This window comes from Propioniciclava flava (assembly GCF_004126535.1).
GTDB classification, from domain to species: domain Bacteria; phylum Actinomycetota; class Actinomycetes; order Propionibacteriales; family Propionibacteriaceae; genus Propioniciclava; species Propioniciclava flava.
Window position 1 is genome coordinate 131473 of sequence record NZ_PPCV01000003.1, and the last position, 15552, is coordinate 147024.

General features: G+C 69.6%; 16 protein-coding genes, 1 pseudogene and 1 riboswitch. Of the genes and pseudogenes, 13 read left to right on the plus strand and 4 right to left on the minus strand.

What is annotated here, in order from left to right; translation table 11 throughout:
* Position 1: 1 nt before the first annotated feature.
* Complete coding sequence (locus C1706_RS05355; protein WP_129458200.1) at positions 2-2317, minus strand: bifunctional hydroxymethylpyrimidine kinase/phosphomethylpyrimidine kinase; 2316 nt, start codon at positions 2315-2317, stop codon at positions 2-4.
* Positions 2314-3222 carry a hydroxyethylthiazole kinase gene (thiM, locus tag C1706_RS05360; protein WP_129458201.1) on the minus strand — a complete coding sequence of 303 codons (909 nt, stop codon included), beginning with the start codon at positions 3220-3222 and terminating at the stop codon, positions 2314-2316. The genes C1706_RS05355 and thiM overlap by 4 nt, the downstream gene beginning before the upstream one ends.
* Positions 3210-3306, minus strand: a riboswitch (TPP riboswitch). (Overlaps the previous gene by 13 nt.)
* Before the next feature lie 213 nt (positions 3307-3519).
* On the opposite strand from thiM, the gene arfB reads away from it, so the two are divergent.
* Entirely contained in the window at positions 3520-3960 is a 441-nt protein-coding gene (gene arfB / locus C1706_RS05365) for an alternative ribosome rescue aminoacyl-tRNA hydrolase ArfB (protein ID WP_129458202.1), read from the plus strand.
* A 170-nt stretch (positions 3961-4130) separates the two neighbouring features.
* Positions 4131-6248, plus strand: coding sequence for an acyltransferase family protein (locus C1706_RS05370; protein WP_164987444.1), 2118 nt, complete (start codon positions 4131-4133; stop codon positions 6246-6248).
* A gap of 19 nt (positions 6249-6267) precedes the next feature.
* Here C1706_RS05370 and C1706_RS14525 read toward each other — a convergent pair whose 3' ends face one another.
* Positions 6268-6735, minus strand: coding sequence for an MmyB family transcriptional regulator (locus C1706_RS14525; protein ID WP_241653445.1), 468 nt, complete (start codon positions 6733-6735; stop codon positions 6268-6270).
* 47 nt (positions 6736-6782) lie between these two features.
* Positions 6783-7112, minus strand: a complete 330-nt coding sequence (locus tag C1706_RS14530) for a helix-turn-helix domain-containing protein (RefSeq protein ID WP_241653446.1) — start codon at positions 7110-7112, stop codon at positions 6783-6785.
* A gap of 194 nt (positions 7113-7306) precedes the next feature.
* Here C1706_RS14530 and C1706_RS05380 point away from each other — a divergent pair, with 194 nt between their 5' ends.
* From C1706_RS05380 to C1706_RS05420, 11 genes and pseudogenes are all read left to right on the plus strand, one after another.
* Positions 7307-8251: an SDR family oxidoreductase gene (locus tag C1706_RS05380; RefSeq protein WP_129458204.1), complete on the plus strand. Its 945-nt coding sequence runs from the start codon at positions 7307-7309 to the stop codon at positions 8249-8251.
* 54 nt (positions 8252-8305) lie between these two features.
* The gene (locus C1706_RS05385; RefSeq protein WP_129458205.1) at positions 8306-9064 is read left to right on the plus strand and encodes a LamB/YcsF family protein; all 759 of its coding nucleotides are present in this window, start codon (positions 8306-8308) and stop codon (positions 9062-9064) included.
* Positions 9061-9633 (plus strand): annotated as a pseudogene (locus C1706_RS14945) (5-oxoprolinase subunit B family protein); the annotation flags it as partial. The gene C1706_RS05385 and the pseudogene C1706_RS14945, both read left to right, overlap by 4 nt.
* A 138-nt stretch (positions 9634-9771) precedes the next feature.
* Positions 9772-10629, plus strand: coding sequence for a 5-oxoprolinase subunit C family protein (locus tag C1706_RS14950; RefSeq protein ID WP_206661011.1), 858 nt, complete (start codon positions 9772-9774; stop codon positions 10627-10629).
* A 32-nt stretch (positions 10630-10661) separates the two neighbouring features.
* Positions 10662-11159 (plus strand): FBP domain-containing protein, encoded by a 498-nt coding sequence (locus C1706_RS05395; protein ID WP_129458207.1) that lies wholly within the window; start codon positions 10662-10664, stop codon positions 11157-11159.
* Positions 11160-11177: 18 nt separating this feature from the next.
* Positions 11178-11594 (plus strand): hypothetical protein, encoded by a 417-nt coding sequence (locus C1706_RS05400; RefSeq protein WP_129458208.1) that lies wholly within the window; start codon positions 11178-11180, stop codon positions 11592-11594.
* Positions 11595-11750: 156 nt separating this feature from the next.
* Entirely contained in the window at positions 11751-11885 is a 135-nt protein-coding gene (locus C1706_RS14770) for a hypothetical protein (protein ID WP_284690551.1), read from the plus strand.
* A 528-nt stretch (positions 11886-12413) separates the two neighbouring features.
* Positions 12414-13568 (plus strand): sensor histidine kinase, encoded by a 1155-nt coding sequence (locus tag C1706_RS05405; RefSeq protein ID WP_129458209.1) that lies wholly within the window; start codon positions 12414-12416, stop codon positions 13566-13568.
* A gap of 7 nt (positions 13569-13575) precedes the next feature.
* Positions 13576-14226, plus strand: a complete 651-nt coding sequence (locus C1706_RS05410; protein ID WP_129458210.1) for a response regulator — start codon at positions 13576-13578, stop codon at positions 14224-14226.
* A 61-nt stretch (positions 14227-14287) separates the two neighbouring features.
* Entirely contained in the window at positions 14288-15172 is an 885-nt protein-coding gene (locus C1706_RS05415) for a helix-turn-helix domain-containing protein (RefSeq protein ID WP_129458211.1), read from the plus strand.
* On the plus strand, positions 15169-15528 hold the full coding sequence (locus tag C1706_RS05420) for a hypothetical protein (protein ID WP_129458212.1): 360 nt from the start codon (positions 15169-15171) through the stop codon (positions 15526-15528). Before C1706_RS05415 ends, C1706_RS05420 begins: the two co-directional genes overlap by 4 nt.
* The last annotated feature ends 24 nt before the right edge of the window (positions 15529-15552 follow it).

The window sequence follows — 15552 nt, forward strand, 5'->3', positions numbered from 1 at the left end:
CTCAGCCCCTCCTGGTGGCCTGGTCGAAGAACTCTGCTTCGTGGCGGCAGGCGGTGAGGAAGGCCCGCGCGGCGTCCGCCCGCTCCAGCGCGGAGGCGCGCTCCAACGCGTCCTCGACGACACCGAGCGCGTCGGTGGTCGCTGCCAGCGCCTCGGGATCTTGATACGTCGCGATCCATGCCCCATACGGGTGGTCGTGGGGCACCGCCCCCGCATCGGCTCCCGTCTGGGCGTAGAGCCACATGCACGGCAGCGCGGCGGCCACGCCGACAACGTAGGGCGAGGCGAGGCCGTGGCCGATCAGGAACCACACGTAGCCGTCGGTGATCGGTCCGCTGCGAACATCGAGCGGTTCGCTGTGGGCGGCCAGCCAGGTGCGATGCAGTTCAGCCTCGCCGAGTTCGCAGTGGGCCGACGCCGACGCCCACAACGCCGCCTGGGCGGCCGACGGTGCGCGGACGGCCAGCGCGGCGAGGGCACGCGCGTACCCGGTGAGATAGGCGGCGTCTTGGGAGAGATAGAAGGCAAAGCTCTCCTGGTCGAGGGTTCCGCGCAGCAGCCCGGTCACGAACGAGGACGCGGCGATGCGCGCCCGCACCGGCGCGGCAGCCCGCCACAGGGCGCTCGTCCAGGGGCCCGCCGGAGGGCAGGCGGCCGCGTCGGGCGTGAGGCCTGGCGCGACGTCGTCGGGGTGGTGCCATTGTCGCGGGACCGCGTCGGCCTCGGTCCAGGGTCGCGGGTCGGCGGCACGCTGGAGGCGCCGGGCCCGGTGGGCGTGGTCGACGGGGCCGTGGCCGGACCCGACGCGCTGGTCGGCGCCGTTCGCGATCGCCTCGCTCAGCCAGCGGGTTGCCCAGCCGAGGGCTTCGGCGGGCGACTCCCCGGATCCCAGGCGGGTCGCGAGCGCGGACGCCAACGAGCAGCCGGTGCCGTGGGTGGCGGTGGTCTCGATGCGGGGCGCGTCGACGCGATGGGTCTCCCCGTGCGGCCCGACCCAGAGGTTGGCCGCGGAGGGCCCGTGGAGGTGCCCGGTCTTGACCACGACCGCCGTGCCGGTTTCCTGCGCCCAGCCACGCGCCTGCGCGATGGCTTCCGCCTGGGTGGTGGCGGGCCTTTGGTGGGTGAGGACAGCCAACTCGTCAGTGTTGGGGGTAATCACGGTGGCGCGACGGCAGAAGGCGCGCATGGCGGCCTCGGCGTCCGCGTCGAGGAGGCGGTCGCCTGAGGTGGCGACCATGACGGGATCCACGACGAGGACGGCGGGGGCATGCGCGTCCAGCCAGGCGCCCACGGCGGCGATGATGTCGGCGGTAGCGAGCATGCCGGTCTTGACGGCGTCCAGTTCGACGTCGTCGCTCACGGCCGCCAGTTGCTCGTTCAGGAACGCGATGGGCGGCAGGTGGACGCCCCGGACGCCGCGTGTGTTCTGCGCGACGAGCGACGTGACAACGGCCATGCCGTAGCCACCCGCAGCGGTAATGGATTTCAGGTCGGCGGCGGTGCCCGCTCCCCCGGTGGGGTCGGTTCCGGCGATGGACAGCACCCGCGGGAGACGAAGGTGAGGGCGCGCGCTGGCGGGCATGGATCGTCCCTCCGCTCGCGCCGAGGGGGGCCGGTTCTTCGCGGAGCGCCACGCGTCGAGATAGGCGGTGGACGCGGCCCCCGGGTCGGGGTGAGCGCAAATCCCGGACACGATCGCGACACCCGCCGCGCCGACCGCTCGCAGGCGCGGGGTGGCGGCCACGTCGATGCCGCCGATCGCGACACACGGCAACGGGGAGGCGGCGCACACGGCGGCCACTCCCCCCAGCCCCAGGCTGGCGCGAGCGTCCGGCTTGGTGGCGGTGTCCACGACCGGGCCGACCCCGAGGTAGTCCGCGTGCGGGGCGGCTGCGGCAGCCTCCGCGGGCTCGCCGACGCTGACTCCGAGGATCGCGCCGGGCCACAGCATCTCCCGGACGCGGCCCGCGGGCAGATCGGACTGGCCCACGTGCACGCCGTCGACCCGGGCACCGGCTGCGCGGGCGGCGAGGGCCACATCGATCCGGTCATTGACGATGAGTGCCGTGTCCTGGCCGCCAGGTGTCGCGGCGAGCGCGTCGGCGACCGCCAGCACTTCCTCGAGGAATCCACCACCGTGGGCGTCCTTGGCACGCACCTGGATCGCCCGCACTCCGGCGGCGACCGCGGCGCTGACCGTGTCGGGCACGCTGCGTCCCGACGCCGCGCACTGGTTGGCGTCGGTCACGAGGTAGACCGCCCACCGGTCGGCGTCGCGAGGCTGATCGGCGACGGGGTCTTGCTTCGCGCCGCTCATGCCGCGACGACGATCCGGGGCTCGTCGGCCAGGTCGGCGGGACGGAGCCCGGCCAGGTCGTCGAGGAAGCACGCCGCGAACGTGCCCGGGCCAGCAGCGCGCAGGGCGGCGCGCTCGGAGGCGACCGCGTAGGTCACCGACGAGGCCACAGCCGCGATGAGGGCTGACCCCGGGATTCCCGCCACCACGCGGACGGCCTCCCCGTCCGGGGTCGCCGCCGAGGCGGTAACCAAGCCAGGCCCGGGCGTCCCCGCGAACGCCGCCATCACCGCACCCAGCGCGCACCCGGCGCCGGTGACGCGGGTGAGGAGGTCACTTCCCCCGCTCACGCGGACGACGCTGCGGCCGTCGGTGAGGAGATCCACCGGACCCGAGACGGCGGCCACGCCGCCGATGCGTTGGGCCAGGGCGAGCGCTGCCTCGGTGGCCGCGTCGACGCTGGCTGCGGCGTCGACGCCACGTCCGCCTGCCCCTGCTCCGGTCACGGCGATGATCTCCGACGCGTTTCCGCGGACGATGTGGGGGCGCAGCCCGGCAAGTTCCACGGCCAGGGGGGTGCGAACGGGCAGCGATCCGACGGCGACCGGGTCGAGCACCCAGGGGGTCCCCGCGCTGTTCGCGGCGTGGACCGCCTCGCGCATCGCCGTCGGATAGTCCCCGCTCGGGGTCCCCAGGTTCACCAGGACGCCCGAGGCGACCCCCGCGAAGGGGCCCGCTTCTCCGACGACATCCACCATCGCCGGGGAGGCCCCGAGCGCGAGCAGCACGTTCGCGGTGAATCCGCTCGCAACATGGTTGGTGAGGCAGTGCACCAGCGGTGTCGATGCCCGCAGGCGTCCCAGGGCCGCGGCGCAGGCGTCCGCCAGGGCCGAAGCCGATAAGGGTGTGTAGCGTTCAGAACTCATGACCATCCCTTCGCTCGTGCTAACGAGAGCAGGTTCGCGGGTCTCATCTCAGCCGACTGTGTGTCGGCACCCCGTGTCAGGCAGCCACTCTAGGCCAGGGCGACGCTCGTGTCTCACCAACCCGGGAGATCGCCTCCTGCGCGCCGTGTCGCAGCAAAAGGGACGTGGACGCACGCGCCATCTGGGGCGGGAACAGGGCCGGGGATTCGGAGTTAATCACAGGCGTGTGATTCTGTGCACAAGGGTGGACAACCCTGTGGATAACTCACCGTTCCGATCGACCGCTACCCTGCTGGGGTGCCCGATCTCCGCGTCCCCCCTGGTCCCGGGATCCCGCACGGCCTCATCCTCCCCGAGCGCGAACTCAGCGAAAGGTTCGCCCGGGCGTCCGGCCCCGGCGGCCAAGGCGTCAACACGACCGACTCACGCGTCCAGCTGAGCTTCGACATCGGAGCCAGCACTGCCCTGACCCCGGAGCAGCGCGACCGATTGTTCGCCCGCCTGTCCAGCCGCCTTGCTGGCACCACGGTGACCATCGACGCCGCCGAGTACCGCTCCCAGCGGCGCAATCGCCTCGCGGCCCGGGAGCGACTCGCCGACCTTCTGCGCACCCATCTCGCCCCGCCTCCGCCCGCCCGCCGCCCGCGCAGGCGTTCCCGCGCCACCATCGAACGGCGGCTCGCCGACAAGAGGCGACGATCCGAAATCAAGGAGTCCCGCCGCAATCCGGGCCTCTGACCGCCCCTCAGCGGCGCCCCGACAGGGCACGCCCTTCACGGGGTTCTCCACCACGGAAATGGTAACGGTGTCATAACGGTGGGCCTGCCCACCCGCGTCACCCGATGCGTCCCGCTAGCGTCACCAGACATCAGCACCCCCACCGAATGACCTTGGGGAGTGCTGCCATCATGTCGTCACCGTTCACGGCCACCTTGGACGAGTCCGCAACGACATCCCCGGCGCCCGTACCCCCGCCTCGTCCGCGGTACCGCACCGAACTCCAAGGGCTCCGCGCCCTCGCGGTGGCCATGGTCGTGCTCTACCACGTGTTCTTGGATCGGGTCAGCGGGGGCGTCGACATCTTCTTGCTGATCTCGGCGTTCCTCCTCACCAGTTCGTTCATGGCGCGTATCCAGACGCGGCAGCCCCTGGCCGTGCCGCGCTATTGGATCAAGACCTTCACCCGACTGCTCCCCCCGGCCGTCGCGACGATCCTCGCTGTCCTCCTGCTGGTCTATCTGTTCTTCCCCGCCTACCGCTGGCGCGAAGTGCTCCAGCAAGCCATGGCGTCGGCCCTCTACTACGAGAACTGGCACCTCGCCGCCGGAGCGGTCGACTACTACGCGGTCGATCGCACCCAGGCCAGCCCCTTCCAGCACTTCTGGTCCCTCTCGATCCAGGGGCAAGTGTTCCTCGTGTGGCCGCTGCTTTTCCTCGCGGCCGCCTGGCGCATTCGCCACACCTATCCGCGGCGAGCCCCTCTCAGCGCGGCCCAGGTGCGGCGGAGCCTGACCTGGCTGTTTGGGCCCATCTTCGTGGTCAGCCTTGGGTGGTCGATCTATGAGACCGCCACCTCGCAAGCGTTCGCCTATTTCAATACCTTCGCCCGGCTGTGGGAGTTCGCGCTCGGATCGCTCCTCGCCATCTGGCTACCCGCTGCCGAGGACGCTTTCCGACGCAACACGGCCACCGCGTCGCCGTCGGGACGCGTCCTGCGCGTCATCGCCGGCTGGGTCGGCCTGCTCGGCATGGTGTCGTGTGGCCTCATGGTGACGGTGGCCGGGGCGTTCCCCGGTGCGATAGCGCTGTGGCCGTTGCTCTCGGCGTCCCTCATCATCATCGCTGGCAACACCGGTAGCCCCTGGGGCGTCGACCGCTGGCTCAGCCACCCCGTGCTCAACCGCCTCGGGGACACCTCGTACGCGCTGTACCTGGTCCACTGGCCGCTCCTGATCACGATGATGGTGCTCCAGAACTCCGAGCGCCCCGGGATCATCGAAGGCATCGTCATCGTGCTGCTCTCGGTGAGGATCGCTTTCCTGCTCACGAAGTATGTGGACGCCCCGATCCGGACCAACCGGGCACTACGTCGATTCCCGGCCCGTGGGGTGGTCGTGATCCTGCTGTGCCTCGCGCTGGCGCTCGTTCCGGTCATCGCGATTCGCGGCGCGCTGGACCGCCAAACGGCCCGAGCACTCGCGGCGGCCTCGGCGAACAACCCCGGGGCCGCTGTCTTGACGGGCGCCTCCACGGGGCCCGCCGATCCCACCGCCGCACCGATCCCCCTTCCCGAGGACATTCCCTGGGACTGGGCGGGCCTTGAAATGCGGTGCAAAGGACGCCTCAAGCCGACGTCGGCTGTTCTCGCTTCGGCCTGTTCCCAGTCGGCCTCCGGCGAGGCGGAGAAGGTGATCCTCATCGCCGGGGATTCCCGCACCCAGCAGTACATGGCTGCCTTGCGTCCCCTCGCCGAGCAGCGCGGCTTCACGCTCGTGTCCATCTTGAAGGGCGGGTGCCCCCTGGCGCTTGAGGGCGTGGACGAGATGTGCCACGAGTGGAATGTGCAACTCATCCGTCACGTGGAGACGTTACGACCCGCCGCCGTGTTCACCACCACGACTCGCATCCTGCACGGCATCGAAGAGGTACCGGTGCCCGGCGTCGACACCCTGGTCAACCGGCTCACGACGGCCGGGATCGGGGTGATCGGGTTGCGCGATCAGCCCCGCATGCCGTTCAACCCGATCGACTGCGTGTCGGAACGTTCCGAAGAGCAGTGCACCGTCACCACCCGGGGCATCTTCGCCGAGGAGGACCCCAATCGGGCCTTGGCGCGCAACGTCCGCGGGTCGGGCGTCTTTGTCCCGGTCGATCTTCTGCCGTGGATCTGCCCAGACGACCAGTGCCGCCCCGTCATCGGCAACGTGTTCGTCTACCTCGACGAAGACCATCTGACGCAGATGTACGCCACCACACTCGCCCCCGTGCTGGACGCTCAGCTCACGACGGCGGGCTGGCGGTGGTGACCAGTCGGCGTCACCCGCCTCACCGCAGCGTTTGCTGCCCGATGACTCCCAAGAGTTCCAACTTCTCGTAGCTTTCGGATCCGGGTGCCGCTGTGTAGACCAGCAGCGAGTGGGTGGACGCCGGGTCGACGAGCGTTTGGCATTCCACCTCGAGTTCCCCGAGTTCGGGGTGCGCGAAACGCTTGGCGCCGCGGGGCCGCAAACCCACCTCTTGACGCTCCCACAAGGTGGTGAACTCCGCGTTCGTTCCGAGGAGGCCGTCGACGAGTTCGGCGGCCCGGGAGGGGCGACCGCGCTGTGACAGCACCTCCCGCATCCCCGAGACCCACAGCCGCCCCAAAAAAGCATGCTCCTGCGCTGCGTAGATCGTGCGAGTGGACGGGTCGGCAAACCAGCGGTAGCCGATGGCCCGGGAGCGGCCCGTGAACCGGGTCAGGTCGCCGGTGAGCGCGACGGCAAGGGGCGTCTGGCGCAACGTTTCGCCCAACTCGGTGACGATCTCCGCGGGGGTGTCCTGGAGCCTGTCGAAGATCCTCAGAGCCCAGGGCTGATGTGGTCGCTGGAGGCGCCCCGAGTGGGGGGATGATGCCCGGCCAGCCGGAACAGATGGTCGCGTTCAGCCAGCGTGAGGTGCAGCCCTTGGGCGATGGCGGCGAGCATCTGCTCCGACGGCGTGGGGCCGGTGCCGCGTTCGAGGCGGGCGTAGTAGTCGGTGGACATGTGGCATAGCAGTGCCACTTCTTCTCGGCGTAGCCCTTCGGTACGGCGTCGACGCCCCCGCGGCAGCCCGACGTCCTCGGGTTGTCGGACGCTGCGGCGTCCGCGCAGGAAGTCGGCCAGCCCTGCTCGATCACTGTGCTGCATACGTGTCCCGGGACGGCCCGGGCCTCCTCTCCTGGATGTGTCTACCCGCCCAGCAGGCTCGCTACCAGGGATGGTCGATCCACCCCTGACGCGCAGACGCCGCTTCGTCAGCCACTGATCAGCGAGTCCTGGATAACTCCGCGGCGCCCCAGCAGGATCGAGAGCGTCACGTTGCTCGATCACGGAGAACCACCATGGCACGACGCCCCCTCGACATCACTCTTCCTTCCCTGACAGGCCGCCGCGCTGTCCTGACCGGCGGCAGCGACGGCATCGGGTTGCAGATCGCGACCCGGTTAGCGGCGGCAGGCGCCCACGTCGTCCTGCCGGTGCGCAACCCCGACAAGGGTGCGAAGGCCATCGCCACCATCAAGGAGACCGTTCCTGCAGCGGACGTCACGTTGGGACGCCTCGACTTGTCCTCGTTAGAGTCCGTCGCGGCGTTCACCCAGGCGCAGCGTGACGGGGGGCAGCCGATTCACCTGCTGATCAACAACGCGGGCGTCATGACGCCCCCGCAACGTCAAACCACCATCGACGGTTTCGAAGTGCAGTTCGGGACCAATCACCTGGGCCACGTCGCTTTGATCGCCGGTCTGATGCCGTTGCTGCGCCAGGGGCGTGCGCAGGTCACGTCACAGGTCAGCATTGCCGCCGCAAGCGGGCACATCGACTGGGACGACCTCAACGCGGAACACTCCTACGACGCGATGGCGTCCTACCGCCAGTCGAAGATCGCGTTGGGCTTGTTCGGGCTGGAACTGCAGCGACGCAGCGTCGCTCACGGGTGGGGGATCACCAGCAACCTGTCGCATCCGGGCGTGGCTCCCACCAACCTGCTCGCGGCACGCGCCGACCTCGGTCGCGCCGAGGAGACCCCCTCACGCCGGATGATCGCGTGGTTGTCCGCGCGCGGCATCCTCGTGGGTACCCCGCGCACGGCCGCGCTTCCCGCGCTGCTCGCTACCACGTCCCCCACCGCCCGACCAGACGCGTTGTATGGCCCGTCGGGCCCGGGTCATGCGGGCGGCGCACCTGCCGAGCAGGCGCTCTACCGTCCGTTGCGCAGCCCCGAGGACGCCGCCCGCATCTGGACGGTGTCACAGGAACTGGTCGAGTTGCAGATCGCGAACGACTAGGCGCGACGCGTGGCGTCTCGGGCGCGGACGCGACCAGTGCGGGATGCTGGAGGGGTGAGTATCGACCTGAATGCGGATCTGGGCGAGTCGTTCGGGGCGTGGAGCCTCGGCGATGACGAGGCCCTCCTCGACGTGGTCACCTCGGCGAACGTCGCGTGCGGTTTCCACGCCGGAGATCCGCTCACGATGCGCGCCACGGTCGCGGCGGCGTCGGCTCGCGGCGTCCGGATCGGCGCGCATCCGGCCTACCGGGATCTGGTCGGGTTCGGGCGCCGCTTCCTCGATGTCGCCCCGGCCGAGTTGACCGCGGACGTGCTGTATCAACTCGGTGCACTGGACGCGATGTGCAAGGCGGTCGGCACGCGGATCGCCTACGTGAAGCCGCACGGCGCGCTCTACACCACGATCGCGCACCATGAGGCGCAGGCGGCTGCGATCGTGGACGCGGTCCGCGCCTTCGATCCTGACCTGCCGATCCTGGGGTTGCCGGGATCCACGGTGCTGGCGGCGGCTGCGGCGTCGGGGTTGCGCGGTGTGGCGGAGGCGTTCGCCGATCGGGCTTACACGCCCGCCGGGGCGCTGCTCCCGCGTCGGGAACCGGGCGCGGTCATCCATGACCCGCAGGCCGTCGTCGCTCGGGCCGTCCGGCTGGCCACGGACGCAACGGTAATCGCGGTCGACGGCAGCGTCGTGGCGGTGGAGGCGGCCTCGTTGTGCGTCCACGGTGACACCCCCGGTGCGGCACGGTTGGCGTCCGCTGTTGCTGAGGGGCTGCGCGCGGCGGGGGTTCCCCTGGCCTCGTTCGTGTCGTGAGCGGGCGGCTGTTGGCCAGCGGTGACAGCGCCGTCCTGGCCGAGGTGGCCGATCTGCCGACCGCTCTGGCCCTCTACCGCTACGTCGAAGCGCACCGTCCGCCAGGCCTGGTCGATCTGGTGCTCGGCGCACGAACGCTGCTGGCGATCGGGCGTTCCCCGGCCGATCTGCCCGCCGTGCGGGCCGCGCTCGCCGCCGCCCTCGACGCACCCACAGACGCCGAGACCACGACGATGACGCAGGAGGTCACCCTCGACGTCGTCTACGACGGCGCCGATCTCGACGAGGTCGCGGCCCTGCTCGGCTGGACGCCCCAGCACGTCATCGATGCCCACTCCGGGACGCCGTGGCGGGTCGCATTCGGCGGGTTCGCGCCGGGGTTTGCCTACCTCACCGGCGGCGACCCTCGCCTCGACGTGCCGCGCCGCAGCGCTCCTCGCACCTCGGTGCCCGCCGGATCGGTCGGCATGGCTGGCACCTTCTCCGGGGTATACCCGCGTTCCTCGCCGGGCGGCTGGCAACTCCTGGGCACGACGACCACCCCGCTTTGGGACGCCTCCCGTCCTTCTCCGGCCCTGCTACGTCCCGGCATGACGGTGCGCTTCCGCCCCGTCACCGCACATCCCTCGTCCCCATCGCCGTCGCAGTCGCAGTCGCCGTCGCCCGACGCTCCTCACCGGCGCGCGCTGCAGGTCACCGCGGTCGGGATGGCCACCGTGCAGGACGCCGGACGCCGAGGCTTCGCCCACGTCGGCGTCCCCGCCTCCGGCGCTGCTGACCGGTCCGCGTGGGCGCTCGCCAATCGGCTCGTCGGCAACCACGCCGCAGCGGCCGCCATCGAGGTCACGCTCGGGGGCCTGGAGGTGGTCGTCACCGAGGCGATGCTGCTGGCTGCGACCGGCGCCCACGCCCCGGCCACCCTCAACGGCACCCCGGTGCCGCACGGCATCGCCTGGTTCGCCGCTGCTGGCGACGCGGTGCGGCTGGGGCGCCCCGCCGCGGGGCTGCGCACCTACCTGGCCGCGTCCGGGGGGCTCGCGCTCGAGCCGGTGCTGGGCAGCCGAAGCACCGACACGCTCTCCGGTCTGGGACCGGAACGTCTCCGCGAGGGGGACGTGGTGCCGGTCGGCCCGCAACCCCCGATCCCGCGCTGCCATCCTGCAGCACCCCCCGTTCGGCCCGCAGGCGAGGTGCTCGTCCTCGACGTCTCACCGGGCCCGCGGCGGGAGTGGCTCGCCGATCCGAGCGCGCTGAGGGGCCCCTGGACGATCAGCGGCGAGTCGGATCGCGTCGGCGTACGGCTCGTAGGGGCTCCGTTGCGCCGTCATCGAGACCACATCGGCGAGGAACTGCCGAGCGAAGGGGTGGTGCGTGGCGCGATCCAGGTTCCGGCCAGCGGGCTGCCGGTCGTCTTCGGGGCGGATCACCCCGTCACCGGCGGCTACCCGGTGGTCGGCGTCCTCACCTCGGCGTCCAGCGATCGGCTCGCGCAGGCCCGCCCCGGCCAGGTCGTCGCGTTGCGGTGGGCCTTCCCACGTGAGACGACCCGCCGCTGCAGGTCGTGACCGTCGCTTGCCCGGTGAGGTAGAACCGACCCATGCGAGCGCTCACCGAGTCCGAGGTGCGCGAGGGTTTCGTGAACGCCACCCCCGCCGAGATGGCCCGCCTGGAGTTGCCGTGGTGGTTCGGCGCGACCTTGTGGGACTCCCTGGACTATCTCGGATGGGTCGACCCGGCCCTTCCCGAGCGCGGATATCTGGTAGCCGACACCTCCTTCGGTGTCGTCGGGGCGATCCTGCGCCTGCCCAAGAATCGCCCCCAAGGGCGACGCGCCTTGTGCAACCTGTGTTACACACAGCACCGCAGCCAAGGCGCCCTGCTGATGGTCGCTCGACGGGCGGGCAAGGCGGGCTTGAACCACAACACGGTCGGGACCTACATCTGCACCGATCTGGCCTGCTCCTTGTACTTGCGTGGTCTTCGGCGGGCCGTGGGAGGCGGCATGATGCCCGAGACGATGGACTCGGACGCCCGCATCCGACGCCTGCAGGACAACGTCGAGGACTTTCTCGGCCGTGTTCTGGTCGACGGCTGACCCCGTAGTCTGGTCGACATGTCCGAGGTGCCCCGCAGACCGTTGTTCGTCGTGCAGACGCCCATGAAGTACGCCCTCGCGCTGGCCGCCTTGTTCATCCTCCCCCTCATCAATTCGTGGCTGGTCTACGGCGGGACCATCAGCAAGGAAGACCTCGCCTATTCGGCGATTGCCAGCCTGATCCTCGTGAATCCACTCGCCACGATCGTGGTGGGAGCTGTCTTCGCCTGGCGGCACGGGTTCAGCCTCACCGCCCCCTGGCTGTTCGGTATCGCGTTCCTGCCTGCAGCGCTGGTGGTCTACAACGAGACGGCACTGCCGTTCGCCTTGGTCTATGTCCTGGCTGGCTACGTTGGTGAGGGCGTGGGGCTGGGCCTCAAGCGCCTCCTCGCGGTGGTGCGTGAGCGCTCCGGGAACTCACGACCCTCGCGTTGACCCCGCGCGCCAAACAAATCCTTGTTATTTTCCGCCGTCTCGCACTAAAGGATGAGAGGCGTTAGCACTTTTCGCCGATGTATTTCCTCCTCAACATCCTTACTGTCGAGGTGACCGGCATTCTCCGGTCATCACGTCATGTATGGAGGGGGACCCATGAAGGCTGCCGTCGCAACCTTGACCGCACTCGTCGTCTTCGCTGGCGGCATCACCCTGGGGGGTGTCACGCCGGACACGCCGCGCTGGCTGTGCCAGTGGATCCCCTACCTGGAGGGTTGCCCGAAGCGCTGAACGTCTAGCCACCCCGAGAACGAGCCCCGATGCGCACCAGCGCGTCGGGGCTGGTTCTCGTTCAGATCGAAACACGTAGCGGATGCGCGAGCGCGATCACGCCGTGCGGCCATTCCACGCTGAAAAGTAAAGGGCGGGGCGCCCCTGACTCGCCTCAGGGGCGCCCCGCATGGGCGTCACCGTTACCGGTGATACCCAGGGCCCACGGGGGTCCCTTCCGCACGGGGGGAAATGGCGGTCAGTAAACATCCCAGCGCGAGCCCAAGAAGCGCTCCCACGACCCCGATGGTCCGGGCGGAACCGACGATTGTTCCGATCGCCAGCCCAACCAAGCCGCCGGCCACCACCGCGATGACGACGACAAGATCTGACTTGATCGACACGGAACTTCTTTCGGCTCGGGGGTGTGGGAGCAGTTACGACCCTAGTCACGCCGGAACTCCGGCACATCGAACAAAAGTCCGAACTTTGACCGGTACGAAAGTACGAGTGCCGTCGGGCACGGGGTGCCCGTGAGAGACTGCGGCCATGCACGCCGCCGACCTTCGCCGCTGGCGCCGCCAATTCCCCGCCTGGCTGGCCCGGCTGGGGACCAGCGGCTTCCCCGAGGCGGCGATGGCGACCGTGCTGTTCCTCTACGTCGAGGTGTTCTCCACCCCGAGCGGTGACCGGACCTCCGTGTTCGCCGTCAACGCACTGCTGTGCGGATCCGCCGCCGTGTCGGGTCGTTGGCCACGCCTGGGCGTGGCTGGCGTCATCACGGGCCTGACGATCATGATCGCGATCCCGGCCGACCAACTCCGCATGAGCACACTGGCCTTGTTCATCCCCATCGTCTCCACCGGCATGCGGGGCCGCACGTGGCTGGCTGACGTGTTCTCCATCGTCAGCTACCTCCTGGCCTGCATCCTCACCGTCCCCCTCAGCGATGGGATGTCGGAGAAGGTCGAGTCGGTCATCGTGTGGGGGTTGGCGATCGGGCTGGCGCGCATCATCGGGCACACCATCGACCGGCTGCGACGCGAGACGAAGGCGCACGCGGCCCTGCGCTTCGCGTCCCTGCGCCGCCAGCGTCGCGACATCGCTCACGACCTGCACGACACTGTGGCCTACGCCACCACCACGATGATCATGCGCGCCGAGCAGATGAAGTTGCGCACCGACGACCCGGCCACCCAGGCCGATCTGGACTTCATCATCTCGACGGGACGCCGCTCCGTCCGGGATCTGCGCTCCATGATGGAGGCGCTTCGGCGCAACGACCCCGATCAAGCCTCGGGCACCGTCACCATGTGGCGCCTCGTGACCATCGCCGACGTCCTCGATGAGCGCGTCAAAGAACTCAACGCCCACGGCCTGGCCCTCCAAGTCAGCGCACCGAAAGACATCGATCACCTGCTCCCCGAGTCGATCCGCGAGACTCTCGGGAAGGTGATCGTCGAGGCCACCTCGAACATGGTCAAGCACGCCGCGCCGGGCCCGTGCCGCGTCATCATCGAGGTCGACGAGAACGCGGCCGAAGCCGTCTTCACCAACCTCACAGAACCCGGCTCATTCGCCTCTGACGAGGGGCTCGGCCTCCTCGGTGCGGCTGAGCGCGTTGAGGCGCTCGGCGGAGAATTCGAAGCGACCGCGGCCTCAGGGACGTGGATCGTCCGCGCTCAGCTGCCACTCGGGGGATAATGACGTCATGAAGTCGCCCGTCACCGTCGCGATCGTGGACGATGACGCCTTCGTTCGATCAGCGCTCGTGTCGTATATGTCCGCGACTCCCGGCTTCCACCTCGTCCACCAGTGCACCAACGGCGCAGAGGCGGTCGACGTGATCGTCGCCGACCCGGTCGATGTCGTCATCACCGATGTCAGGATGCCCAAGCTGGACGGCATCGGCGCCACGGCTGCACTGCGCGCCGCGCTGCCGGACATCAAGATCTTGGTCATCACCTCTTTCGACGACGATGACGCCGTCCGGGAGGCCCTTCAGGCGGGCGCCAACGGCTTCCTGTTGAAGGACGTCTCCCCGCGAGGGCTCGTCGACGCCATCCGTGCGGTCATGGAGGGCAACTCGGTCGCGTCCCCGGGGCCGATCACGAGCCTGCTGCTCAACCAGCGGCCCGCGAAACAGGACCCTCCCGTCGATCTCAGCCTGAGCCCACGCGAACTGCACGTCCTGCAACTCCTGTGCGCCGCCTACAGCAACACGGAAATCGCACGCGAACTGCACGTGACGGAATCCACGGTGAAGACTCACGTCTCCGCCATCATGGCCAAACTGCAGGTTTCGTCTCGCCTCAAGGCCGTCGTCCGCGCCTACGAATTGGGCCTCGTCCACCCGGGCTGATCCGGGGTCGCCTAGTGAGCACAGGGGTGAGGGACGAGGCGAATCTTGGCACAATGCCAGCGTGGCCGATGACCCACCGACGTTCTCCGAAGTCCTCAGTGCCGCGATTCAGCATCGTGGGCTGTCACTGGAGCGTCTTCGCAGCCGGCTCGACGCTGCGGGCGTCCCGGTCAGCATCGCCACGCTCAGCTATTGGCAATCCGGCCGCTCCTTGCCGACTCGCTCTCGCAGTTACCTCACGCTGGTGGAGTTGGAGCGCATCCTCGGCGTCGAGCCGGGCGAACTGACCCAACTCACCCACACGGCGGACGGCCGGACGCGGCGCGAGCAGTTCGAATGGCAGACCGTGATCCCTGTACGGGACCTGGCCACCCAGATCATTGACGACCTCGGCATCGAAATGCAGGGCAGGCTCACCCGCGTTTCCATGATGGATCGGGTCCACGTGCGCGCCGACAAGTCGGAGGCCATGCAGCACAGCGAAGTGGTGTGGCGCGTCGAACGTCAGGGCCGTCCGCGATGGGCGGTCGTGCTGGAGCAGGACGCCGACACCGAGGCCACACCGCGCATCGAGGCGGTGTTCGGCTGCAGCGTCGGTGAGGTCGTCAAGGTTCCCGCTCGCCGCCTCCTGGTCGCCGAGATGGTGGCCCAGCGACGCCTCCTGCGCGGGGAGCATTTCCTTGCCGAATACCGCATCTCTTACGGACACACCGTCACCCCCTCCTTCCGCACGCAGCGCGCTGTCGCCGACACCGTCCGCACCTTGGGGCTGAGCGTGTCGTTCGACCCTGGGACGCTGCCCACGCGCGTCACGTCCGGATTCCAGTCGGTGATGGGGCAGCCTCCACAAGCCCCTCTTCCCGTCCCGCTGACCGGCACACAAACGCAGGCGGTGTGGGTGGACGCGCGCCCCGGGGTCTATTCGCTCATGTGGGAGTGGGATTGAGTTCCTGGGCTGCCCGGATCGACGCCCTCTACGCGGGGGACCCTGCACAGTTCGTTGCCGCACGGGACGCTCCGGCCAAGCAGGCTCGCGAGGGCGGAGAGAAAGCGGCGGCGTCCGCGATCAAGGAACTGCGCAGACCCAGTCTGGGCGCCTGGTACGCCAACGTCGCTGCACGGGCTGGGCTGGTGTCGCTGCGGGAGTGGCTGGACTTGGGGGCGACGCTCCGCGCAGCGCAAGCGCGCCTGGATCTGCGCACGGTTGCCGACTTGGGCGCACGACGCGCCCGCGTCGAGGGCCGGGTGATCGCGGCTCTCAGCGCGCACCGGGCCGCGCTCGAGGAGCGAACCCACGCGTAAGCGGACCTCCGCGCCACCGAACGG

What these genes read in the sequence shown, in the direction of transcription:
- C1706_RS05355 (WP_129458200.1), bottom strand. Translation starts at nt 2,317, where the DNA reads ATGAGCGGCGCGAAGCAAGACCCCGTCGCCGATCAGCCTCGCGACGCC.
- thiM (WP_129458201.1), bottom strand. Translation starts at nt 3,222, where the DNA reads ATGAGTTCTGAACGCTACACACCCTTATCGGCTTCGGCCCTGGCGGAC.
- C1706_RS05370 (WP_164987444.1), top strand. Translation starts at nt 4,131, where the DNA reads ATGTCGTCACCGTTCACGGCCACCTTGGACGAGTCCGCAACGACATCC.
- C1706_RS14530 (WP_241653446.1), bottom strand. Translation starts at nt 7,112, where the DNA reads ATGCAGCACAGTGATCGAGCAGGGCTGGCCGACTTCCTGCGCGGACGC.
- C1706_RS05380 (WP_129458204.1), top strand. Translation starts at nt 7,307, where the DNA reads ATGGCACGACGCCCCCTCGACATCACTCTTCCTTCCCTGACAGGCCGC.
- C1706_RS14950 (WP_206661011.1), top strand. Translation starts at nt 9,772, where the DNA reads ATGGCCACCGTGCAGGACGCCGGACGCCGAGGCTTCGCCCACGTCGGC.
- C1706_RS05395 (WP_129458207.1), top strand. Translation starts at nt 10,662, where the DNA reads ATGCGAGCGCTCACCGAGTCCGAGGTGCGCGAGGGTTTCGTGAACGCC.
- C1706_RS05400 (WP_129458208.1), top strand. Translation starts at nt 11,178, where the DNA reads ATGTCCGAGGTGCCCCGCAGACCGTTGTTCGTCGTGCAGACGCCCATG.
- C1706_RS14770 (WP_284690551.1), top strand. Translation starts at nt 11,751, where the DNA reads ATGAAGGCTGCCGTCGCAACCTTGACCGCACTCGTCGTCTTCGCTGGC.
- C1706_RS05405 (WP_129458209.1), top strand. Translation starts at nt 12,414, where the DNA reads ATGCACGCCGCCGACCTTCGCCGCTGGCGCCGCCAATTCCCCGCCTGG.
- C1706_RS05410 (WP_129458210.1), top strand. Translation starts at nt 13,576, where the DNA reads ATGAAGTCGCCCGTCACCGTCGCGATCGTGGACGATGACGCCTTCGTT.